At 41.8% G+C, this 22321-nt stretch carries 19 protein-coding genes and 1 pseudogene; 7 read left to right on the top strand and 13 right to left on the bottom strand.

Annotated elements, in window-relative coordinates:
* Positions 1-159: 159 nt before the first annotated feature.
* On the top strand, positions 160-1476 hold the full coding sequence (locus L1D51_RS21765; RefSeq protein ID WP_275669173.1) for a methyl-accepting chemotaxis protein: 1317 nt from the start codon (positions 160-162) through the stop codon (positions 1474-1476).
* Between the two features lie 52 nt (positions 1477-1528).
* Here L1D51_RS21765 and L1D51_RS12820 read toward each other — a convergent pair whose 3' ends face one another.
* Entirely contained in the window at positions 1529-2527 is a 999-nt protein-coding gene (locus L1D51_RS12820) for a DUF4382 domain-containing protein (protein WP_239963833.1), read from the bottom strand.
* A 229-nt stretch (positions 2528-2756) separates the two neighbouring features.
* On the opposite strand from L1D51_RS12820, the gene L1D51_RS12815 reads away from it, so the two are divergent.
* The gene (locus tag L1D51_RS12815; protein ID WP_239963832.1) at positions 2757-3197 is read left to right on the top strand and encodes a hypothetical protein; all 441 of its coding nucleotides are present in this window, start codon (positions 2757-2759) and stop codon (positions 3195-3197) included.
* A 36-nt stretch (positions 3198-3233) separates the two neighbouring features.
* Here L1D51_RS12815 and L1D51_RS12810 read toward each other — a convergent pair whose 3' ends face one another.
* From L1D51_RS12810 to L1D51_RS12785, 6 genes are all read right to left on the bottom strand, one after another.
* Complete coding sequence (locus L1D51_RS12810) at positions 3234-4922, bottom strand: methyl-accepting chemotaxis protein (RefSeq protein ID WP_239963831.1); 1689 nt, start codon at positions 4920-4922, stop codon at positions 3234-3236.
* A 99-nt stretch (positions 4923-5021) separates the two neighbouring features.
* Positions 5022-5531 (bottom strand): GNAT family N-acetyltransferase, encoded by a 510-nt coding sequence (locus L1D51_RS12805; protein ID WP_239963830.1) that lies wholly within the window; start codon positions 5529-5531, stop codon positions 5022-5024.
* Positions 5532-5534: 3 nt separating this feature from the next.
* The gene (gene astB, locus L1D51_RS12800) at positions 5535-6878 is read right to left on the bottom strand and encodes an N-succinylarginine dihydrolase (protein WP_239963829.1); all 1344 of its coding nucleotides are present in this window, start codon (positions 6876-6878) and stop codon (positions 5535-5537) included.
* A gap of 48 nt (positions 6879-6926) precedes the next feature.
* On the bottom strand, positions 6927-7157 hold the full coding sequence (locus tag L1D51_RS12795) for a helix-turn-helix domain-containing protein (RefSeq protein WP_054562555.1): 231 nt from the start codon (positions 7155-7157) through the stop codon (positions 6927-6929).
* A gap of 442 nt (positions 7158-7599) precedes the next feature.
* Positions 7600-8613: a zinc-binding alcohol dehydrogenase family protein gene (locus tag L1D51_RS12790; RefSeq protein ID WP_239963828.1), complete on the bottom strand. Its 1014-nt coding sequence runs from the start codon at positions 8611-8613 to the stop codon at positions 7600-7602.
* A 256-nt stretch (positions 8614-8869) separates the two neighbouring features.
* A complete protein-coding gene (locus tag L1D51_RS12785) occupies positions 8870-9301 on the bottom strand; it encodes a MarR family winged helix-turn-helix transcriptional regulator (RefSeq protein WP_055197371.1) in 432 nt (143 codons plus the stop codon).
* A gap of 123 nt (positions 9302-9424) precedes the next feature.
* On the opposite strand from L1D51_RS12785, the gene L1D51_RS12780 reads away from it, so the two are divergent.
* Positions 9425-9853: an organic hydroperoxide resistance protein gene (locus tag L1D51_RS12780; RefSeq protein ID WP_239963827.1), complete on the top strand. Its 429-nt coding sequence runs from the start codon at positions 9425-9427 to the stop codon at positions 9851-9853.
* Between the two features lie 27 nt (positions 9854-9880).
* Here the strand turns inward: L1D51_RS12780 and L1D51_RS12775 are convergent, their stop codons facing one another.
* Together L1D51_RS12775 and L1D51_RS12770 are read right to left on the bottom strand one after the other, a co-directional pair.
* Positions 9881-11614, bottom strand: a complete 1734-nt coding sequence (locus L1D51_RS12775) for a GMC family oxidoreductase (RefSeq protein ID WP_054562551.1) — start codon at positions 11612-11614, stop codon at positions 9881-9883.
* Between the two features lie 25 nt (positions 11615-11639).
* Positions 11640-13073 carry a coniferyl aldehyde dehydrogenase gene (locus L1D51_RS12770; RefSeq protein ID WP_239963826.1) on the bottom strand — a complete coding sequence of 478 codons (1434 nt, stop codon included), beginning with the start codon at positions 13071-13073 and terminating at the stop codon, positions 11640-11642.
* A 107-nt stretch (positions 13074-13180) separates the two neighbouring features.
* Here L1D51_RS12770 and L1D51_RS21825 point away from each other — a divergent pair, with 107 nt between their 5' ends.
* Complete coding sequence (locus L1D51_RS21825) at positions 13181-14185, top strand: AraC family transcriptional regulator (protein ID WP_239963825.1); 1005 nt, start codon at positions 13181-13183, stop codon at positions 14183-14185.
* Between the two features lie 116 nt (positions 14186-14301).
* Complete coding sequence (locus L1D51_RS12760) at positions 14302-16425, top strand: methyl-accepting chemotaxis protein (protein ID WP_239963824.1); 2124 nt, start codon at positions 14302-14304, stop codon at positions 16423-16425.
* Between the two features lie 254 nt (positions 16426-16679).
* Here L1D51_RS12760 and L1D51_RS12755 read toward each other — a convergent pair whose 3' ends face one another.
* Positions 16680-16994 carry a hypothetical protein gene (locus L1D51_RS12755; protein ID WP_054562547.1) on the bottom strand — a complete coding sequence of 105 codons (315 nt, stop codon included), beginning with the start codon at positions 16992-16994 and terminating at the stop codon, positions 16680-16682.
* Positions 16995-17429: 435 nt separating this feature from the next.
* Positions 17430-18902 carry a sensor domain-containing diguanylate cyclase gene (locus L1D51_RS12750; RefSeq protein WP_239963823.1) on the bottom strand — a complete coding sequence of 491 codons (1473 nt, stop codon included), beginning with the start codon at positions 18900-18902 and terminating at the stop codon, positions 17430-17432.
* Positions 18903-19303: 401 nt separating this feature from the next.
* Between L1D51_RS12750 and L1D51_RS12745 the strand changes: the two genes are divergently transcribed.
* Positions 19304-20821: a DUF3360 family protein gene (locus tag L1D51_RS12745; protein ID WP_239963822.1), complete on the top strand. Its 1518-nt coding sequence runs from the start codon at positions 19304-19306 to the stop codon at positions 20819-20821.
* Positions 20822-20866: 45 nt separating this feature from the next.
* On the opposite strand, the pseudogene L1D51_RS12740 reads toward L1D51_RS12745, so the two are convergent.
* A pseudogene (locus tag L1D51_RS12740) lies at positions 20867-21391 on the bottom strand (hypothetical protein).
* A 52-nt stretch (positions 21392-21443) separates the two neighbouring features.
* Here L1D51_RS12740 and L1D51_RS12735 point away from each other — a divergent pair.
* On the top strand, positions 21444-21803 hold the full coding sequence (locus L1D51_RS12735; RefSeq protein ID WP_054562543.1) for a DUF1294 domain-containing protein: 360 nt from the start codon (positions 21444-21446) through the stop codon (positions 21801-21803).
* Between the two features lie 50 nt (positions 21804-21853).
* Here L1D51_RS12735 and L1D51_RS12730 read toward each other — a convergent pair whose 3' ends face one another.
* Complete coding sequence (locus tag L1D51_RS12730) at positions 21854-22198, bottom strand: PEGA domain-containing protein (protein ID WP_055197357.1); 345 nt, start codon at positions 22196-22198, stop codon at positions 21854-21856.
* Positions 22199-22321 lie beyond the last annotated feature (123 nt).

Here is a 22321-nt window from a genome sequence, read left to right as displayed (position 1 = left end):
ATTATATATTTGCTCAATGTTTAAGAAGAAAGCGCTTTAGTGTAAGAACAGGCAGTTGGTTAACCTGTTAATCATTAAGAAAAAAGAACCATTTTGTAATTCTATTTCTTATGCTACTGAGCTAATATTTATTTAACTACCCTAATAACTGGTGTTTCAATGTGGTTTAGTAAAAATAAAGATCAACTCATTGATGCCTTGCAGCATGATGTTGATAAAAGTCAGCAATATTTATCTGGGATCAGAGGAAATATTGCTTATATCGAACTTACACCAGATGGAACTGTTCTCGAAGCCAATGATTTGTTTTGTAAAACAATGAAAGTGCAAGCTGGCGATATTATTGGTCAGCATCATAGTAAGTTTTGTGCGCCTGAATATAGCAGCTCAAAAGAGTATCAAACGTTTTGGCAAGATATTGCTAGAGGCCAAGCAAAGTCAGGGGTTTTCTCGCGCATAAATGGTGCCGGCGAAGATATTTGGCTGCGTGCAACCTATTTTCCTGTTCGCGGTGATGATGGCAAGGTGCGCTGTGCAATTAAGTTCGCTTCAGAAATTACTAAAGAAGTCGAGAAACTTGATGAGATGTCGGCAATCTATGATGCCGTTAATAAAAGCACTGCGATGATCCGCTTTACGCCGGATGGTCATATTATTTCTGCGAATGATAATTTCTTAAATGTTGTAGGTTACAGTCTTGCTGAAATTCAAGGTCAGCATCACAAACTGTTTTGTTATGACGACTTTTATCAAAAGAACCCCAACTTTTGGCAAGATCTTGCAAACGGGCGCATTTTCTCTGGGCAATTTTCTCGTAAAAAACGTGATGGCAGCCCACTTTATTTAGAAGCAACCTACAACCCTATTTTTAATAAACAGGGTAAAGTGACGCAGATCATTAAGTTTGCATCTGATGTCACCGCCAGAGTTAACAGCACCGAAGAAGTTAAACATGCAGCAGAAAATGCCGGCCACACGTCTGAAGAAACCTCGCAAGTTGTGACGAATGGTCAGCAGCGAATTTTAAGTAGTGTTGCGTCTTCAAAAAAAGTGAGCGAGCAGGTCCATCAAACTCGTGAACTGTCGGATGTGTTAGCGCAGCAGTCATCACAAATAGGTGAAATTGTAACCACCATTAATAGCATCGCAGAGCAAACAAACTTACTAGCCTTAAATGCAGCGATTGAAGCTGCCAGAGCCGGGGAGCATGGTCGTGGCTTTGCGGTGGTTGCCGATGAAGTAAGAAATTTATCGCAACGTACTTCTGTGTCGACCAGTGAAATATCAGGCCTGATTGGAAAGACGCAAGAAATCGCAGCAAAAATGACGGCTCTTATCGAAGAAATCGAAGCTCTGTCTGGTGAGTCTCAGCAAAATGTTGAAGAAGTCAGCATGATCATGGAAGACATTAAAACCGGTGCAGATAAAGTGGTGGATCAAATATCTGAAGTAATTATTCGTTACGACACACTCTAAACAACAAAAAGCCCGCAGTGCGGGCTTTTTAATGGGGGTATTGATTCCAATATTATTCAGAAACAGTGAAAGACACGTCTAAGTCTTCACCCGATGTTACTGTAATTGGTTTTACTTGATAAAGCGTAAATGCTTCGTCTTGCGTTTCAACGTCATCGATATGCGCTGCACAGGTATAAGCAAGTTGGTAGTCACCCGGTTGAATGAACGCAAGTTCAAATTCGTATTGGTTATCTTCGCTATCGAAAACAACATCCGCCGTTGCAAGAGGTGCATCTAATGGTGTTTCGTCTTCGTTAACTTCATAGTTGTCCATTGGCATTTCAACATCGCTGCTGTATAGGTAAACAGCATGACCGAATGAGCCATCTTCTAGTGCGATATCGATATTATCAGTTTCACAGTTAGCGATAAGTACATCGCTTACAGTGCCTTCGATATCTTCAGATTCAGCAAGGTTTTCTAAGCGAACACCGCGTGGTTTTAAGAAGATCTCATCACTATTTTGTGGATCAACTAGTGACTTTTTAAGGTCAAATTCAATAACAAAGTCGTTACCAGCTTGGTTAAGGGTAAAGCCATCAAGTTGGATTTCACCGATACCATCGTTGCCTTTACGTTTAACAACCAGTGGTGCAATGCTGTCATCTTCGTAAACAACATGCGAAGTCATGGTTAAATCGTTTGTGTCACCATTGATAACATCTGCACGGATCCATTGATATTCGCCAGCAGCTACTTCTTCATCTTCTAATAAAGAAAATACATCATCACCTGTGTAGTCTAATAGGTTAACCATTTCAGGCATGGTTTCATCATCATCTTCACGGGTCTCAAAAGTGAACTCTTCACCACCTTGGGTTTTCAATGTGATTGAATCAAACACAACATTAACAGCTTTTAAACCTGTCACTGGTGCATCAGACACACCTAATGTGAACTGTGCAGTTTGCGGCTGAGGATCAACCGAGTCGTTCTTGTCGTCATCTGAGCCACAACCAACAAGTGCAAATAAAACGGCGCTGCTAAGTAATGTAGTTTTAAAGTTCATCATTTCTTCCCTTTGTGTTCTAAAAATTTACTAATAGTGTAATAACTAAAACTTAATGTAACTTGAATTGCTAATAATAAGTTTCGATTAACACCTTTGTACCTTTTATGTAACAAGCTGAAAGCCACGACAAAATATAAATGCAAATTTAGCGTGCTTTTTAAGCAAATCCATTTTTCTTCCACATTTTGCTGACACCATCGCAAAAAATAAAAATCTAGGAACAAAAATGAAGGTCATTGATTTAGAAAAGCGCTTTGAGTTGAGGAGTTGGGCACTGCTAGCTGCATTTAACTTAATCTTATTTGTGGGATTTATTAATAGCGTATCAGAAGTGAGCAGCTTACTTTTTAGCTTTTTAGCTTGTGCAGTTACGTTGTTATTAGCGCTACTTGTGTTTAATTCAAAGCGCAATTTAACGGTGTGTCGTCATGGTGTGCATTACCGTAATATATTTGGGCAATGCCGCCATATGCATGCAAGACAAGTGCAGTTTATTCACCATTACTCATTTTTTGGTTTACGGTTAGTACTTATTATGGGTGAAAAATATATCTGCATTGCACCGTTTTACAGTCTCAGCGATAAGCAACAACAGCGTCTTAAGCGCTACGATAATGACTTGTTCGATTGGTTAAAGAACTTACAAAAGACCAATGATTTTTGTTAAGCAGGCTGCAATGCCTGCCTAACCATCAATCAGTTATTAGGTTTTATAACGGCTTACATTATGTTCTAACTGCGTTGCCGTGTCTGTTAGTTCATGCATGTACGATGTGGCTACATCGGTATCATTAGCGGTTTTGTTAGCAATATCGACAATGGTCGTCATGTTTTGATTAATGGCTTCAGACACTGACGTTTGCTCTTCAGCGGCTGTGGCAATTTGTGCATTTTGTGATGTGATGGTGTTAACCGAAAGCAGTACTTCATTAAGCGCTTTTTCGACTTCGCCTGCCTCATTAACACTGGTTGCACTGCCAGATTTGATTGACTGCATAATGCTATTTACAGTTGTTGTTCCTTGCTGTACTTGCTCAATCATTGCCTCTATTTCATGAGTACTATCTTGCGTGCGTTTTGCTAGAGTTCGCACTTCATCAGCCACCACCGCAAAGCCACGACCCGCTTCACCAGCTCGGGCAGATTCAATAGCTGCGTTCAGTGCCAGTAGATTTGTTTGCTCGGCAATGTTTCTGATCACATCAAGCACACTACCAATTTGACTCGATTGTTGATTAAGCTGATCGACCGCATTAGCCCCTTCATCAACTTGTTTGGCAAGGCCATTAATCACTTTCATGGCAATGAGTAATTGGTTGTTAGCTTGTTTTACTAAATGATCGGCATGTTCAGCTGCGGTTGAGGCCTCTTGAGCACTGCGGGCAACTTCCATTGACGCCGCCGACATTTCGTTTATTGCGGTTGCAACTTGTTCACTTTCTTCATGTTGACGATTAATACCTGCGTGCATATTGGCAAGTAGCTCGTTGAGTTTGTGTGACGCTTGATTCATCGATTGCGATGATTGGCGAATATCAATAACCATCTTACCAACGTCATCGGCAAAACGGTTAAACGAACTGCCAAGCTTGCCGAGTTCATCGTCTCGTTTCACCATTAAACGTTGGGTTAAATCGCCATCACCTTGTGATATATCGTTCATTGCTAGTACGGTTGTGTGCAGAGGGCTAGTAATACTGCGCGATACCACCACTGCAATCGCTGCGGTAATTGCAACTGCGAATATTGAAGCGATAACGGTGTTTATAAAGGCATTATCGATACCTTCATTAACACGTTGCTCTGTCACTGCAACTTGTTGCTCAAGGCCACTGATCCAAAAACCGGTTCCTAGCACCCAATTCCATTTTGGTACTAAAGCGGCATAGCCGAGCTTAGGATTCACACTGCCATTGGTATTTTTCCAAGAATACTGAACATAACCACCGCCGTTCTTTGCAGCATCAATCAGTTCTCGAATGAGATAAACCCCATTAGGGTCTTTAAAATCATAAAGGTTTTTACCCTCAAGTGAGGCGTTAACGCCATGAGCAATGTTGACACCTTTTACATCATATACAAACACATAGCCTGTATCGCCAGCATCATCAAAACGCAAATTACGCAAAATGCTTTTTGCTTGGTTTTGTAGCTGTTCAGTATTAGAGCCATCATCTTGTGCGATGAGATGAGCAATCGAACTCATGGCAATTTTTTGATAGTTACTAACTTCTGCTTTTCGGTCGTTTTCCATTTGTGTAGCAAAACTTTCAACGGTTTGCGCACCACTGTGTTTTGACTGCACATAATTGTAGAGTGTCAGCATAATTGCAATGAGTAGGGGGGGAAGTAGGGCTAGAAAGAGTACCCGTTGCTGTATTGATAGCGCCATTTATCGCTCCTAATAAAAATCCGCAGTACTAGTTTAGTACGTTTAAAGATTTTTATTAGTCGACTTTATGATTATATCAATTGGCTATAAAAAGCAGATCTAAGCGACCTGCTTATAAAAATACACCGTTGCGTCAAATTCACCGGATGAGCTTTTCGCAAAACCAGGAATAGTGCCAGCTTCAATATAATCGAGTTTGCGATATAAATATGAAGCAGTGTCACCTTGGCGGGTATCAAGTACCAATAATTGAATCCCTAATATACGGGCGTCGGTTTCTAGGCTATTCATCAATTGTTTTGCTATTCCTTTACCTTGATGTTCGCTGTGCACCATGAGCTTTTCAACCTCGCCGCGGTGAGTGCCATTGGCTTTAGCGCACAAAGAAAGCTGCACTGAGCCAATCACCGTATCACCATCAAGGGCAAGATAAAGCCTACGGTAAGGCGTTGCTAAATCCCCATCGACTCCTTGCCAGTAGTCATGTGCTGACTGTAATGATAGCGGGGCAATAAAGCCGATTGATGCGCCACTGGCAACGATATCAATCAGTAAACTATTGAGTGATTTAGACACCCCTTTAATAGAGTGTACAGCTTTAATTTTCATTATTTATTCTTGTTGAAATGGATACACAGAGCCTAAGTTAAGTAAGTTGGTTAACTCATCAAGTGCCTGGTAGCTTTCGGTTAAAAGCATTGGATCGGCAAAGTCGTCGCTACTTAACGAGTCACGGTAATGCTTATTCGCCCAACTCACTAATTGGTTATATTTTTCTTCGCTGAATCGTACACTCGGATTGACCGCGGCTAGTTCGTCAGTATTGAGTGCAACACGCAAGCGTAAACAAGCAGGGCCACCGCCATTTTGCATGCTTTGGCGCAAGTCAAAAAAGCGCACTTGCTGAACAGGGTTATCTGCCAATATCATTTCTTGAATGTAATCGTGAACAGCTTGATTACGCTGACACTCTTTAGGTGCAACCAGCATCATGCTGTCATCACTTAAGGTAATTAATTGGCTATTAAATAAATAGCTGCCTACAGCATCAGTAATGCTCACTTTGTTGGTTGGCACTTCAATAATATGGAGTGGCTTGTTACCTAAGTAAGCTTGTTTAATCTGTTTTAGCGTATCAGCTTGATGTAAAAACGCTTGTTCGTGGCATAAAAGTACATTGCCATTGGCTGCAGCGATTACATCGTTATGAAAGACACCTTGGTCTATCACATCAGGATTTTGTTGAATAAATAACTGATTTTCTGGCTTTAGCTGATGTAGACGGGCAATTGCTTGCGAAGCTTCAAGAGATTGTCTTGCAGGAAATTTAACGGGTTTTGGTAAGGCGCTATTAAAGCTACTTGCCCCATAAACAAAGATCTCAAGCCCTGTATCTGCATGGCTGTCGCATAATCGATTATGGTTTGCGGCGCCTTCATCACCAAAAAAGCCTTGATCAGGTAAGTGCGTATGATGGCTAAAGTAACGCTCATCGTTAAACATGGCTTTTAATAAAGCCGTAGTTGTAACGGGCTCTAGCGAGCGGTGAAATTTGTTATTTAAGTTAGCAGCTGTAAAGTGCACTTTGCCATCAAGCGTATCGACTGAAGGCGAGATAGTGCCAGCATTGGCTGTCCACATGGCCGATGCACTATAACAAGCTCGCAGTAAAATAGGGTCTGCTTTAAATGCTTTTTCAATAATTTGGCTATCACTGCCTGAGAAGCCTAAACGCTTTAGCACATTAATGTCGGGGCGAGCATGAGGTGCAAAAATACCTTGTTCTAGCCCTAATTCGTGCATTGCTTTCATTTTTTCAAGGCCTTGAAGCACGGCCTCTTTAGGGTTGGAATGCGAAGAGGCGTGACTTAGTGAAGCGACATTGCCATACGATAATCCCGCGTAATTGTGAGTAGGCCCCACTAAGCCATCAAAGTTTACTTCTACTGCGTGCATACTTAATCCATCATTATTGTGCGTGTATTTTAACCATACAGAAGTTATTTAGCTGAAGCTAGCTAACTCCATTTCTACATTACGTAGACTTTGTTGAAGGCGCTTCTGAGTGGCAATTAAATACGCTTTTTGTTTGTTCTGTTTAACTTGTTGCTGTCGTGCGGCTTTGTATAACACACGCTTAGGAATGTCGTACTGCTCAGACGCTTCAGTGATTGTTAGTTGATGAACCGAAATTTTTTTAAGCGCTTCAATAAATGCGGGGTCATTATTTAACATAGCGACGCTCCAAATCAGCCACATTATGCGGATCGTTTGCTTCATGCATATGCCATGTGCTGATGTCTAATCGCCAAAGTAGATAAAGAGTGTGAAAGAAGTTAGTCACGTTAGTCTCCTTGTTAGTGCCAGTTCATACTCACTATTGGAAGATCTGTGCCAAACCTTTATTAAAATTAAATACATTAAAAATCAATTGGTTAATATTCGCTGGTAAGGGCGTCCCCAAAAACAGGCACTAAAATAGTGAAAGGCAAGCGTAGTAATGCACTTTAATGATGCGTGTTTTTATTGTTGAGCAAGGAAGTACGCGATGTAAAATCGCTGCTACTTGCTCGCCCTCGCTTCTCGCCCCTCGCATCTCGCTTCTCGCTTCTTTACTCTCGTATCTCGCACCTCGTAACTTTACTCTCGCAACTCGCAACTTTCCCCTCGCAGCTAGCTATTCAAACCCCTCCAACACAAGCTTTCCGCGAGCTTTGTGAGATTCTAAAATCTCATGGGCTTTAATAAGGTTTGCTACGTTTATTTTACCTAAATGCTCACCCAATGTTGTTTTGATTGTGCCGTTATCAACTAAGGTCGAGAGCTCAGAAAGAAGCTGATGTTGGGCAATCATATCATCGGTTTGGAACATTGAGCGGGTATACATAAACTCCCAATGCAACGAAATACTTTTACGCTTTAACTTTAAAATATCAAAGCTTGCAGGGTCGTCGATCAGTGCCAATTTACCTTGTGGCTTGATCACTTCCATAATGCTATCAAGGTGTTGGTCGGTGTGCGTTAAGCTCACTACGTAATCAAATTCATTCAGATCGGCCGCAAGACGTTGCTCGTTAAGGTTTTTGCTATGATCAAGCACATGATCAACACCTAAGTCTTTAAGCCAGTTGGCGCTTTCTTCTCGTGCGGCGGTACCAACAACTGTTAAATTGGTAAGCTGTTTGGCAAGCTGCACTAAAATTGAGCCTACACCACCTGCGGCACCTATCACTAATACAGAGGCTGGCTTATTGCTTTTAGATTTTTCAATCTGTAAGCGGTCAAACAATAACTCCCATGCCGTAATACTGGTTAATGGCAGGGCGGCTGCTTCACTATTACTGAGGCTTGTTGGTGCAAGACCGACAATGCGTTCATCAACAAGTTGCAGCTCAGCATTACTGCCTTGGCGCGTTAAGTCGCCAGCATAAAACACACGATCACCGACATTAAATAACGAAACTTTGTCGCCAACAGCTTTAACGGTTCCCACGGCATCCCAGCCAATGACTTTGTAGCCAGTGTCTGGTGACACATTGGCGCGAATTTTAGTATCAACAGGGTTTACTGAAATTGCTTCTACGGCGACAAGAATGTCGTGACCTGTAGCAACGGGAGCAGGTAACTCAATCGCTTGTAGTGATGAGTCCGATAACGTTGGGGTTGCTGTAGTGTATCCAAATGCTTTCATGATGGTGTCCGTATTGATGAGTTTTGAACACTATAGCGCATCTAGTTTTATTAAAAAGCGGTTTAGATACCAGCTCGCAATAATACGTAATCATTTTGAGGGAGCAAACCTGTCGCTACCAGCGTTAAAAATTTCTCATTTAGAACAACTAAATAACGAAATTTTTGCCTTGTTATCAACGAGGTTTTCTTGCCTCAAAAAGCCCACTTTATTAAGCAAGTTGGTATTATCCAAATTCACTTTCAAATAATTTTTGTTAATTAAGGTCACTATTTACTAAATCGAGTAACTCAATCAGTTGCAGTGCTTGTTGTTCGTTAATGCTTGGGAAGCGACAACGAATTTGCGACGGTATATCGGCAGCTTGATCTTGCATCGCCTTGCCTTTGGCTTCGAGCTGCACGAGTCGTTTGCGTTTATCTTGGCTATCTTTGGTGATCGACAACAATGCTTTATCGCTCATTTTTTTCAAAATTTGCGTCATTGCACCACCATCAATGGCGGTTTTTTCAAGTAATTCAGCAATGCTGATCTGATCTTTTTCCCACAGCGCCATCATCACTACGTATTGCGGGTAGGTTAAATCTAATTGATTAAGAGAATCTCTATACGCACGGGCAATCCCATTCGATGCCATATATAAGCGATGGCATAGCTGGTTATCTAATTTTAGCTGTGGGTATTTCATACTCGATCCTCAAAATTCAATACGTGTATTTTAATTTGCATACAAAGTATTTGCAATCCCGAAAAAGCTGATCTAATATATTTTGCATGCAAAGTATATTTTCACTCAATTAGGAGAGTAATCATGAAAGAACTACAAAGCGTCGCATACACAGCAAAAGCAACAGCAACAGGTGGCCGTGAAGGCACAGCAAAATCAGATGATGGTCGTTTAGATGTGGCACTATCAACTCCTAAAGGGTTAGGTGGTGATGATGGTCAAGGTACAAACCCTGAGCAATTATTTGCAGCAGGTTACGCGGCTTGTTTTATCGGTGCATTAAAGTTAGTGGCTGGCCAAGCAAAAGTTAAATTACCTGCTGATACTCATATTAACTCTGAAGTATCAATTGGTCCTATCGAAGGTGGTTTTGGTATTGCTGTTAAGCTTGCGGTATCGGTAGGTGATCTGGATAAAGACACCGCCCTTGCACTGGTTAATAAAGCGCACGAAGTATGCCCATACTCAAACGCAACGCATGGTAACATTGCTGTAGAATTATCAGTGATCTAATTGCTATTTATCAAAATAGGCCGTGCTTTATGCACGGCTTTTTTGTTTTTCAGCAATCGATTTTGCTAAATCACCTGAACCAGTAAGCGCTGATACTAGGCCTTCGCGTGGTTCACTAAATTCTATTGGCTTTATCTTGCTTGCTCGGGCTGCATCGAATACCGGCACTTGGCTCATTGCATATTCCGACAATGCGGTAATGGTTAATGATGGGTTTACCCCTAAATTACCCGGTATGATTGAGCCGTCAATAACTCGTAGGTTTTGATAGCCGAACACTTCTCCAGAGCTATCAACTACGCCGTTAGAGGCATCAGTTCCCATGGCGACTCCACTCATTATATGCGCCGTCATTGGGGCACCAAAGAGCACTTCAGATAAGGCTGAGCCCGGCACGCCACCGAGTTTTTCGGCGTAGAGTTTGGTTGCTTCTTCTGCTTTTGGAAAACTGACGCTAAGCGGCGTGTCATTGTCTTTTTGCACTGCAGTAATGCCGTTTTTAAATAATCGATACCATTTACGTCGCCATTCTAGGTGAATAAACGCCTCGGATTTTTGCATCACCAAAAATAGAATCGAGCTGCGGGCTTTACCTTTTGGCCGCAAGACTTTGGCTGTTTTTATTGGATGGCGCAGTGTATTAACTAAAAACTTAGCAATACGCTTGAGGCCTTTTCCAGTCACCATAGGAACGTAAGGTAAATATAGCCATGTGCCATCGGCGCCTTCTCTAAACCGGCAAATTTCAATATTGGTGTCTTTGTCGACCGAAATAAATGAGCTGATCGCAACACCATCATCAACTTTTTTAGTGGTGTTGTTCGCGGTGGTGAGGGTTTCTGAATTAGTGCGAATTTGCTGACCTAGCCAAGCTGAAATATTGGGGAGTGTTTTGTCTTTATCGCGCATTTTTAAAAGCAAAGGCACGGTGCCCATGACCCCTGCGCTTAGCACAACGCCACGTGTTGTTAGCGTATAAATATGGCTGTTGCGATGACTTGTATCTTTAATCTTAATTTTGTATCCGGCGCTGCCATCTGCATTGAGCGGGGTGATTTTGATTACTTCAGAGCTGGGTCTTATCTCTACGCCATTGCGCTCGGCAAAGTACAGATAGTTTTTCATTAAGGTGTTTTTGGCATTATGGCGACAACCAATCATGCAGCTACCACAATAATGGCAGGTATTTCGTCTTGGACCATCGCCATTAAAGTATGGGTCGGGTAGCTCTTTGTTATAGGCTTCGCCGGGTTTTGCAAAAAGTACCCCAGTGTTCACGGTTTTGAATGAGTCACCTTGACCCATCTGCTCGGCAATCTCTTTTAGTGTGTGATCGGCAACATTGGTATAAGTATTTTTGGCACTGCCTAACATGCGCTGTGCAAGGCCATAGTAGGGCTTTAGACTTTCTTTCCAGTCTGATTTTATTCGTGTCCACGCTGGAGATTGAAATACTTCATCATCAGGAATAAGGTGCACATTGGCATAAATTTGTGAGCCACCACCCACACCCACGCCATGCAGCACAGTGACTTTGCTGGTAAACGAAAATTGAATGCAGCCTTTTAGGCCAATTTCTGGCTGCCACATATAATTTTTGATATCTAGGTTGGTCTTTGGAAACTCCTTATCGTCGCGACGTAGGCCTTTTTCGAGTACTAAAACCCGGTTGCCTTTTTCGCTTAGGCGAAGCGCACTAACCGAGCCACCAAATCCAGAGCCTATAATAATTTGGTCAAAATCAAATGTGTGTTGCTGCATTATTATCACCTGTTGGTGTTTATTATTATGAATTTAATTTACTTAAAAAGGCTAAAAGCTTATCGGCAAATCTACCGTAAGGCGGCATTAAAAATTTCACGCTCGAAAACTTGGCTTGATAAAACACCGGACGTAATTTTGAAAAGGTTAAAAAGCCTTCATAGCCATGGTAATGCCCCATACCACTGGCACCTACGCCACCAAAAGGTAAGTCGTGCTGACCGACATGAAACAGGGCATCGTTAACGCTTACACCACCCGACATCACCTGCTCAATATAAAAGTTAATAAGCTGTCTGTCGTAGCTAAAAGGGTAAAAAGCTAAAGGCCTATCTCGCCCTGCAATATAATCAACGACCTGCTGCGAGTCTTGATAGGTTTTTACCATTAAAATAGGTCCAAATGTCTCGCGGGTATCAATGCTCATACTGTCATTGCTGTTTAAAATTAATGTCAGTGGCAGTTTTCGCGTGTTGGCATCTGCCACTTGGTCGCTAAGCGTAATAACGTCAGCGCCGAGTTGTTTGGCTTCTTCAATACAGTTTGTAAGGCGTTTAAATGCGCGGTCATCAATAATGGCTGTGTAGTCTTGGCTATGAATATCTGGTACATGCTTTTTTGCCCAGCGTGTTGCTGTATCGATAAATAGCGCAAGTTGAGACTGATGCACAAATACATAATCAACATTGGTACAAATTTGCCCCGCGTTCATTTGTTTTACATACATGATGCGCTCTACAGCTTTTTGCATCGGGTAATCAGTCGCAATCACAGCAGGAGATTTACCACCTAACTCAAGGGTTACAGGCGTTAGGTTTTGCGCTGCTGCAGCCATCACTTTTTTACCGGTTTCACCTGAGCCTGTGAACATTAAATGATCAAAGGGAAGCTTTGAAAAGGCGATGCCTACTTCACCAGTCTCACAGTAAAATTGCAGCTTTTCGGGTTTGAAATAGTGGCCTACAAGCTCCCCTAAAAGCGCACTTAAATGTCGAGAGTTTTCAGACATTTTAACCATCGCCTTGTTACCTGCTGCAAATGCAGCAGCTAATTGACTAAAGGCTAAATTTATCGGGAAATTCCACGGCACAATTAACCCTACAACACCAAGCGGCTGTGGAATAACTCGGTTTTTTGCCCCTAAATACATACGATGATCAACATGTCGCTTTTGCACTTTCATCCACTTTTTTAGGTGCTTTAAAGTGCTATTGATATCTGCACAGGCATTAATGATTTCGGCAAGTAAGGTTTCATGGCGAGAGCGATTACCATAGTCTTGATTAATAGCCTCGATAATACGTGCTTGGTTCTCAGTAATCATAGCTTTTAACGCAAGTAAGTGTTCACGTCTTTGCTGGTAGTTTTCAATACCCTCAGCTTTAGCGTGGCTGCGCTGCGCGACTAAGTCGGCCATTAAAATGTTGTCGAAGCTTACTGGTTTAGTGGCAATGTTCATCTGTATGTTCTATTTGTCAGAGTTTGTTCTAGCATAAATAAATCACTTGCAGTTGGTTTGACTTTTTAGGACACTGAAATGACTCTTTAGGACAAAAGGCACACTGCGTGGAAAGTTTAATTCGCTCTTCTAGTTTAGCTGGGTTTGAGAATTTAGTGAGACAATATGGTGTAAACCCTATTACTTTGTTGGAGAAAGCGGGTATTTTACCCGCACAACTACGCGACCCAGACAGCTTTGTTGTTTACGCTCATTACCTTGAATTACTTGAACTTGCTGCCCAAGTGTGTGATGAGCCATGTTTTGGCTTAAAGCTTGGCGCATCACAAAGTATGAGCACTGTGGGCTTGATTGGTGCTTACATGTCTCGCCAACCTACGATTCTTGATGCCCTTAATGTTGCTCAAAAATACATATACCTGCATGCCGAAGGCATTGTGCTAAACCTTGCCTTATTTGGGCAAACGAGTTGTGAGGTCCGTTTTGTCCGACTCTCTGACGAAAAACACGAGTTTGAGCAAAAATCGCAGTTGGCAGTGTGTTTGGTCAATAAAATATTAAAAGAATTAGTTGGCCCGAAATGGCGCGCCGATAAAGTGTGTTTACGGCAATCTGTCGCGGTGAACCAGCGGCCTTTATTTAATAAAGTGCTAAATTGCGAGGTTGAGTTTAAAAGTGACGTTGATGCGATTTACTTTTCAAGCGCATTTTTATCCTATAAACCTCAGCTCAATGATGCCATTTTAGACACCTTATTAGCCGATCAACTTGAGCTGCAACGCCTTAATAAACTCCCCGATGAAATGCTGCAAATAGAAGGTGCGATGAAAATGTTGCTAGCAACCGGTGAGTGCAATAAAGAAAATACCGCCAAAAGTGTTGGGCTCCACCCCAAAAAGCTGCAACGCATATTAACTGAGCATAACACCAGTTATCGGCAATTATTGGACGAAGTTAGAAAGTCAGAGGCAATGCGACTATTACAACAAAAGCATATCAATATGACCGACTTAGCACTGCGTTTAGGCTATGCGGAGCTGTCGATTTTTAGTCGTCGCTTTAAGCTTTGGTTTGGTGTGTCACCCACCGAATGGCAGCAAAATATGCGCTAACTTTACAAAAAGGCTCAATCACACTAAAACTTCATACTTTTTTTCTAATTGTCCCTGTGAAGTCATGCAAATGGTCTAAACTATTATCAAACCTACAATAAAAACAGGAAATGTCGATGCGGCAGTTAGCATTAGCGAAAAAGTTATTATGGCTTACGGTAGGCAGTATTTTTATTACTGTGTTTGTTTTATCAAGTGTTTTATGGTGGCAACTGTCAAACAGTAACCAGCAATTAGCTGCGCAATCAGAAAAGTTGATTGTTGCTGAAGTTGAAGACAAACTCGCCTCAAATGCCGCCGCATATGGTGAACAAGTAGCTGGGTTTATTAACGAAGCGTACCGAGTACCTTACTCATTTGCCGCTATCTTAGGCGATCATGATGCGGCAGGTACCTTAACTCGCGATGCTGTGGTTGAGTTAAATCGCTCTCTGTTACAAAAAAATACTATTCTTTCATCTATTTATTCGCAATTTGAAGCAAATGCGTTTGATGGCCGTGATGCAAATTTCATCAGTGGTTATGACCACTCTGTAGCAGGTGTTGGCACACTCGAAATTTATTTCACGCGCAATCGAGATGGCGCCATTGAACAACAGGTGGTTGACGATGCGGCTGAGAAATATGTCGATACGCTCAATGAATTTGGTCAGCGAGAAGCTGAGTGGTACTTGTGTGTAAAAGACACCAAAGTGCCTTGTATTATGGAGCCCTACTTATACGAAATCACCCCTGGTTACTCTGAAATGATGACCTCTTTAACTGTGCCCATTCTTCGTGATAACGAATTTATTGGTGTTGCTGGGGTTGATTTAACCCTGCCAGTGTTTCAAAGCATGACCGAAAAACTCTCAAAAGAGCTGTATAACGGTAAAGCCCGCGTTACCCTATTAAGCTCACTCGATTTAGTGGTTGGTAGTAGCCATTACAAAGATAAGCTAGGCAGACCGTTAAAAGAGGCGGTGGCCAAAAGCACTTTAGACAATTACGTAAAAGCGAAAAAACAAAGTGGTGTATTTAAAGTCGGTGATGAGTATTTAGTTAACTATCCAATTACCATTAAGCTTGCGAAAACACAGTGGAACTTATTGATTGAAGTACCCGCAGAGCTTGCCCTTGAAGGGCCGCATGCACTGGCAAATAGCATGAGCGAAAATGCCAATACACTAGGCGGTTTAATCTTGGTGACCGGTATTATTATTGCTGGTGCCGCCTTTGTGATCATGACCTTAGTGATCCGCACAATTGTGGCACCACTACAGCAAATTCAACAGCGTGTTGATAATCTTGCCAGTGCTGAAGGTGACTTAACTCAAACCTTGCATGTTGATACCCACGCTGAGCTAATCGCATTGGCAACAGGCTTTAATGCGTTTCTTGCTAAATTACGCGATTTAATTGGTGAGCTTAAAAATGTATCAACGCAAACCAAAGAGCAGGCTCACTTAGCGACCAGTGTTGCTGTTGATACTAAGCACAACGTTCAAGCTCAGTTCCAAGAAATTGAGAGCGTAGTGACCGCCATGAATGAAATGAGCGCAACAGCACTCGAAGTAGCAAGAGCCTCAGAGCAGTCAGCGCAACAAGCTGATGAAATAAACAGCCTTGTTGTGAGCAGTGAATCGAGCTTGTCGTCTGCGGTTACCCAAGTCAAAACCATGTCGGATGAAATCAAAGAGGCCAATCAAGCGGTTGAAAAAGTTGCGGCACGCAGTAACGACATTACACAAATTTTAGATGTGATCAGAACAATTGCAGAGCAAACAAACTTACTTGCACTGAATGCAGCAATTGAAGCAGCAAGGGCTGGTGAACAAGGCCGTGGCTTTGCGGTAGTAGCTGATGAAGTAAGGGCACTTGCTTCAAAAACACGTTCATCAACCGATGACATCAGTGGCCTAATCGACAGCTTACAGCTAGAAGTAGGCAACGCGTCTAAAGTGATTGAACAAGGTGTTGTGCGTGCACAAACCGCGGTAGATGAAACCTCCGTTGCATTTGATGCATTACACGAAGTTGTCGTCAAAGTGGACGAAATCACGCAGCAAATTACCCATATTGCAACGGCTGCAGAAGAGCAAAGCTCAGTCACAGAAGAGATAAACCGCAACCTGACGTTAATTTCAGATGCCGCATCGCAACTAGCTGAGCTATCTACCCAAGCCGGAGATGGTAGCCAAACACTCAATGCACTCGTTGCACAACAAGATGATGAGTTGAATAAGTTAAAGACGAAATAGTTTTAAGGTGCTAGGTTCGAGAAAAACGCGATGTAAAATCGCTGCTACATGCTCGCACCTCGCATCTCGTTTCTCGTAGGAATGACTTTAGTCATGAATAATTAACCACCACACAAAAGTTAAACCCTTGGACGTAGGCGTGAAACTCGTTTCGCGCGCCATGCCTACAAGGTAGCAGCGGCTTTATGCCGCGACAAAGGGTAAAAATATCGTTATGCGATGAAGTAATCGAACCTAAAATCGATTAAGGGTGGTTATACATCGCTCGTAATTGTTAGATAATTATTTTTACCAAAAGTAACGTAATAAATGGGTAAAAATAGTCCCGATAGTAAGTTTCTGCTCATAGTGTTCGAAACAGTTACTTTATTTGATTGAATATCTTTGACAGAAAGTTTAGGGCTAGAGCACCAATCAATGGAGAACCAGATAAATTCAGCGTCATCAGGTATTGTGTAGTTGGCTAAAGAGTTGGGTTTGACTTTGCCGATTTTTTTAGAGTCGGCCCATAAAGTGTAATCTCTAATTTTATCATGATATTGTTTTGGTCTGTTTACTTCAATTTCCATTTGAACCTCACAAGGATAGTAATTCCATTAAACTTAACGGGCTTATAGCTCGTTTTCTTCCATAGTCAGTGTATTTTTAACAGAGCCGTTAATTAATTACTAGTCGTATAGTGCAAGGAGTCTTAAGCTCATTCTCGCATCTTGCATCTCGCACCTCACATCTCGTAGGAATGACTTTAGTCATGAATAATTAACCACCACACAAAAGTTAGATCCTTGGACGTAGGCGTGAAACTTGTTTCGCGCGCCAAGCAAGCGTGACGCCTACAAGGTAGCAGCAGCTTTATGCCGCGACATGGGTGAGGTAAGGGCGATAGGAGAATAAAACGCGATGTAAAACCGCTGCTACATGCTCGCACCTCGCACCTCGCACCTCGCACCTCGCATCTCGTACCTCGTACCTCGTCTCTCCTAACTAGCAACTCGAAACTCATTCTAACTACACTGCGCTTGATTACGGCCTTGGTTTTTGGCTTGGTACAATGCTTTATCGGCGCGTTTTAACATCGATTCTATGTGCTGTTCGCTTGCTTGTAAGGTGCTTACGCCAATACTCACGGTGAATTTAACGTGTTTGTTGTCGGCGATGATGTCTTGTTGTTCGATATCGGCTCTGATCTTTTCTGCGATAGCAAAGGCTGTGTGGTTATTTGCCATAGGTAAAAATAAGACAAATTCTTCACCACCAATGCGTCCCGCAATATCTGATGCTTTGCTATGTTGGATGAGCTTATGTGCGGTGGTTCGTATTACTTCATCGCCAGTAGCGTGGCCAAACTTGTCGTTTATAGCTTTAAATTGGTCTAAGTCTAACAGTAATAAGGAGCAGGTACCTTGCGCGTCATGATATTTTGCAAACTGCTGATTAACCTTTTCGAAGAAACCACGGCGATTATAAAGTTGTGTTAAATGATCTGTCACAGATAAGGCTAATGCTTCATGCTTAGCACGTTCTAGCTCATAGGTTCTTTCTTCTACTTTTTGTTCGAGCATGGTGGTTAGTTTTTGTTGTTCTTTCTTGCGCTGAATAAACACAGCTTGAATAAGTAATACCGCTGAAAGAGTGAATAAAAAGAAAAACTGCATGGTCACTTCTGCTGTTTTAGGATGATGATAATAAAAATAGCCCCAGCCTTGATTACTTCCGACCCAAGCTGCAAAAAACACCAACATATTCATGCAGCTGGTGGCGGTTGGTGATAATCGCGTGGCAGCATAAAGTAGCGGAAACAACAGTAATGCAGGTTGCAAAAATGGTAATGTCATGGTTGTGTATGCGGGGCCAAAAATAAAATAACACAACAAAACCACGGTCAAAGTTAGCAACAGAAGTTTAGAAAATTCACTAGGCGTGACCGGGTGTGGCCAATTTCGCCAGAAAAAGTAAAGGGCTGGGGTGAATACAATCGCCGCTAGGGCATTGCTAATGCTCCAATTTAATATGCCAACATACAAGCCATTAAACCACTCGATACTAACTAGCGAGTATATGCCCACACCGAAAAGCGCAGAAATCATGCCAATCGCAATGCAAGCAACAATAAACACTCTGGCTAAACTGGTGACGCTTGTCAGCAGTGTGTGTTGTTTAAGTTTTCGGTTAATTAGCCAAAATGCAGTTAAAGCAGCGAGAGTATTACCTGTGGTTGTTGCGGCATTTATTGCTATGTGTTTAAACGTGAATGGATTTAAGCCGCTGAGATAAAAGTAACAAAGCACAACTAAACAGGTGCCTGATGCAACGCCCAACCAGGCTTTACGACCAAATAACATCAAGCCTGCTAATGCGACTCCTGCTGGTGGCCATACCGCCAGTGTTTTTAACACTTGCATAGTAAACAAGCCAAACAGCAGATAAACAGAGCAAACAATGATATTAAATTGCCAAGGTTTGAGCTGTGTGTTCATACATCCCTTTATGCGCTTATGTAAGAAAGCCACCGACCGGCGAGTTAGTATTAATAAAGCTACTAATAAATTAGTATATTAGCAGTTGGAGAATAGGCAAATTAGATTAAACTAAAAGTGATTTTTCTCTAGTTGTTTGCTATTCATACAATTTATTAGACTAATAGTTAATGTGCTTAAAAAACAACCAAGAGCTTATTCTTTAAAAGGGTTTATTATCAGTAATTCAATAAATATCAATGTGTTAAGATTATATTCAGATGTTCTCAACTTATTAAAAACACCTATTTTATAAATTCATACCCGACCTTTTGCCTAATCGTGTTTTGTATCTGGCTGCTTTACCCTAACTGCATAATAAAAACTCACACAATTTTTCAAGATAGGCAGTAGGAGAACTCATGAATACGAGGCAGCAATCAGCGTCAAAAACGCCTGCTGAACAAGGATCGGATACTCATACCGACCAGCAAAGCTATCAAGCACTTCATAAACCAAGTAGTGAATTTTCGAGTCGTGACGAATACCTTGAACACGAATTACAAATTATGCAGCCTAAGCGCTGGCGTCCTAACTTACCGTTTCGTGATTATCGGTTTGAATTAGAAGACTCTATCCCTGCCATGGCAGGCACCATAGGCAAGGTGGTCATGGTGGGTGCAATTGCTGCAACATTTGCCGCGCCATTGGGCTTAGGTGAAGGCTTTATTCTAGAAAACGTGCGTTATGAACTGTTAATTGTATCGATCTTCATTTTATTATTTTCGGGCTTCTTTTTACCAACAGCAAACTTAGCGGGTACGCATGGGCCGCTTATTCCTTTGATCCCTATTGTGGTTGCTGCAGGGGGTCACCCAATGGCCTTCGGTCTATTAATAGGGGCGTTTGGTCTGTTACTGGCACTTAGTAAAGGCGGGAGTTTACTGGCGGGGTTAACCAGCCGAGGCGTGTGTGGAGGTTTACTGCTCTACCTTGGTTTTATTGGCACGATTTCGCAGGTTAAAAAGCTGTTTGCATGGGCTGAAGGTATTGATATGACCCATATTGCTTTCATTGTGATTTTGTCGACTATCGTGTTATATGCATTACTTGAGCACTACAAAAAACGTTGGTTAGCCGTGCCATTAAGCTGTTTACTTGGCGGTTTAATTGCATTTTTACTGGGAGCGCCGTTTGAGTTTAAAACAGCACCGGGTTTACCAAATATGAACCCAATGTATTGGTGGGGTGAAAACACTGGTTGGATGCTGGGTTTACCGACCCTAGAGAGCTTTGTTGTGGTATTGCCATTCGCGGTGCTTGCGGTTGCTATGTGGTCACCTGACTTTTTAGGGCATCAAGTATTCCAAAAAATTAGTTACCCAGAACGCACAGAAAAAGTACAAATGAACATTGACGATACCATGTTCAGTGCTTCAATCCGCCAAACGTTTGGTTCTTTGTTAGGCGGCTCTAACTTTACCTCTTCATGGGGAACCTACATCGTGCCAGCAGCCATCGCTAAACGCCCAATTCCAGCAGGTGCGGTATTAACGGCGTTATTTTGTATTATTGCCAGTATTTGGGGTTACCCAATGGATTTAGCTATTTGGCAACCCGTGTTATGCGTTGCGCTAATAGTTGGTGTGTTTATCCCACTTCTAGAAGCGGGTATGGAAATGACCCGCGAAGGTAAAACTACGCAATCGGCTGCTATTGTGGTGTTTTCATCGACTTTAGTGAATCCTGCATTTGGCTGGTCATTAACTATGTTGCTCGACAATCTGGGCTTAATTGGTTGTAAAGAACGAAGCTCTGAACTAACTCCAATGAGCCGCTGGATCATTCCATTAGTGATGTTTGTTATCTTAACAAGCGTAATGGCGATGGTAGGTATGCTGCCAGGTATTCCAGCATTAATGGCTGACTTTAGGCATTGATAAAAAAGGGTAAGGTGATAAACGCCTTACCCTTTTTTAAAGCTTTTATTTAAACTTAACTGTTTTTTCGCTGCGGGTGTAAGTTCGGGTATCGGGTTTTGTCCATTGACCTTTTTTAAGGTAAGAGGTCGACACCACAAAGCTGTTGTCTTTAAACTCGCTTGTCGATTTCACCTTAGTGATCCCTTCTTTATTACCCGTTACATTTTCATAAGCAACAAATTGAGTAGGGCTAAGTACATTCATTGTGCCTTGGGTATAAAAACCTGCCGTAGTGAAGTAATAAAACACCAAAGACTGCTTTTTATTGTCCCAAAAAATCATCGACTCACCACCATATTCACCTTCATTGATAGAGTGAATAGTTTTAATCGCCGTGCCATTGAGCGCGCGTTGCCAGGTACTCACATCTTACACCGCAGGTTTACCTGCTGAGACATTAAAGTCAGACTGCCACGTGCCTAAGTAAGGCTCAAACACTTTTAGCTTGTCATCAAGTTGTTGCTCTGCTGCCATAGCAGAAAGTGAACATAGGCAGATTGATAGTAAAAGTGATTTTAGGTATGCCATAATAGCGCCCCGATAAAATTAATTTGTTTTGCAGAGTATAGGTGATAATTCCTTGATTAAGAAAACATTAATTACATTTTCATTGTTGTTTCTAGCGCTGCTATGGCTGGTATCGTGGCAACTTAATATTACTTACTTTATTGCAGGCACTTACAGCGTAGCGAGCTTAATAAGCTTTTTGGTATATGGCTGGGATAAACGTTTAGCGATGCAACATGGCGAGCATGTGATAAGAGTACCTGAGCGTACACTGCATATTTTAGGATTAATCGGCGGCTGGCCAGGTTCATTAATTGCACAGCAATGGTTAAGGCATAAATCTAAAAAACGCAGTTTTATTGCCGTACTTTGGCTAACAATTATTGTTAATTGCAGTGCACTGTCGTCACTGTATTATTTGCAGTTAATTTAAAAGAAGATCAAAAAAGGAAAGCCATTGCTTTCCTTTTTTATTAAAACCACTTATTGAGCAGCTTGAATTGATTCAATACTATCAAGCTCAATTGTTAGAATCGTTTTTTTATCAACAACAACCCATTTGCGATAAGTTAAGTAACCAGGCTTTGTTACTTCAATGTCGTACTTACCTTCATCAAGTTCGATACCATCTTCATAAACAGGTTTAATATTCATAATACGAACACGCGCATCATCAGGTGTTGTGACAACCGTTAATGAAATTACCGATTCATCTACAACCACTTCAGGCGTTACTTCTGCAATAGGCTCAGGTTGCGGCTCAACATCATGGCTTGATGAACAACCTGCTAAAACCAATAAGGCAAATAATGCGCTTAACTTTTTCATAAATACTCCATTTAATAGTTCACAATAAACGAAACCGCTTATAGTTTGAAAACTCATGAAGAATCAAGGAATAACAATAGAGGGGGATAACTATTATTCGTCTTCCGTGACTTTCATATTTAT

The sequence above is a fragment of the Pseudoalteromonas shioyasakiensis genome (assembly GCF_022398475.1).
Lineage (GTDB): Bacteria > Pseudomonadota > Gammaproteobacteria > Enterobacterales > Alteromonadaceae > Pseudoalteromonas.
This window is presented reverse-complemented; position numbering and strand designations above follow the sequence as displayed.

Coding starts and splice junctions, on each gene's coding strand:
- L1D51_RS12815 (WP_239963832.1), top strand. CDS start 2,757: ATGAAGGTCATTGATTTAGAAAAGCGCTTTGAGTTGAGGAGTTGGGCA.
- L1D51_RS12820 (WP_239963833.1), bottom strand. CDS start 2,527: ATGAACTTTAAAACTACATTACTTAGCAGCGCCGTTTTATTTGCACTT.
- L1D51_RS12770 (WP_239963826.1), bottom strand. CDS start 13,073: ATGAACATTGCCACTAAACCAGTAAGCTTCGACAACATTTTAATGGCC.
- L1D51_RS12775 (WP_054562551.1), bottom strand. CDS start 11,614: ATGCAGCAACACACATTTGATTTTGACCAAATTATTATAGGCTCTGGA.
- L1D51_RS12780 (WP_239963827.1), top strand. CDS start 9,425: ATGAAAGAACTACAAAGCGTCGCATACACAGCAAAAGCAACAGCAACA.
- L1D51_RS12790 (WP_239963828.1), bottom strand. CDS start 8,613: ATGAAAGCATTTGGATACACTACAGCAACCCCAACGTTATCGGACTCA.
- L1D51_RS12785 (WP_055197371.1), bottom strand. CDS start 9,301: ATGAAATACCCACAGCTAAAATTAGATAACCAGCTATGCCATCGCTTA.
- L1D51_RS12730 (WP_055197357.1), bottom strand. CDS start 22,198: ATGAAAAAGTTAAGCGCATTATTTGCCTTATTGGTTTTAGCAGGTTGT.
- L1D51_RS12755 (WP_054562547.1), bottom strand. CDS start 16,994: ATGGAAATTGAAGTAAACAGACCAAAACAATATCATGATAAAATTAGA.
- L1D51_RS21765 (WP_275669173.1), top strand. CDS start 160: ATGTGGTTTAGTAAAAATAAAGATCAACTCATTGATGCCTTGCAGCAT.
- astB (WP_239963829.1), bottom strand. CDS start 6,878: ATGCACGCAGTAGAAGTAAACTTTGATGGCTTAGTGGGGCCTACTCAC.
- L1D51_RS12760 (WP_239963824.1), top strand. CDS start 14,302: ATGCGGCAGTTAGCATTAGCGAAAAAGTTATTATGGCTTACGGTAGGC.
- L1D51_RS12745 (WP_239963822.1), top strand. CDS start 19,304: ATGAATACGAGGCAGCAATCAGCGTCAAAAACGCCTGCTGAACAAGGA.
- L1D51_RS12795 (WP_054562555.1), bottom strand. CDS start 7,157: ATGTTAAATAATGACCCCGCATTTATTGAAGCGCTTAAAAAAATTTCG.
- L1D51_RS12750 (WP_239963823.1), bottom strand. CDS start 18,902: ATGAACACACAGCTCAAACCTTGGCAATTTAATATCATTGTTTGCTCT.
- L1D51_RS12805 (WP_239963830.1), bottom strand. CDS start 5,531: ATGAAAATTAAAGCTGTACACTCTATTAAAGGGGTGTCTAAATCACTC.
- L1D51_RS12810 (WP_239963831.1), bottom strand. CDS start 4,922: ATGGCGCTATCAATACAGCAACGGGTACTCTTTCTAGCCCTACTTCCC.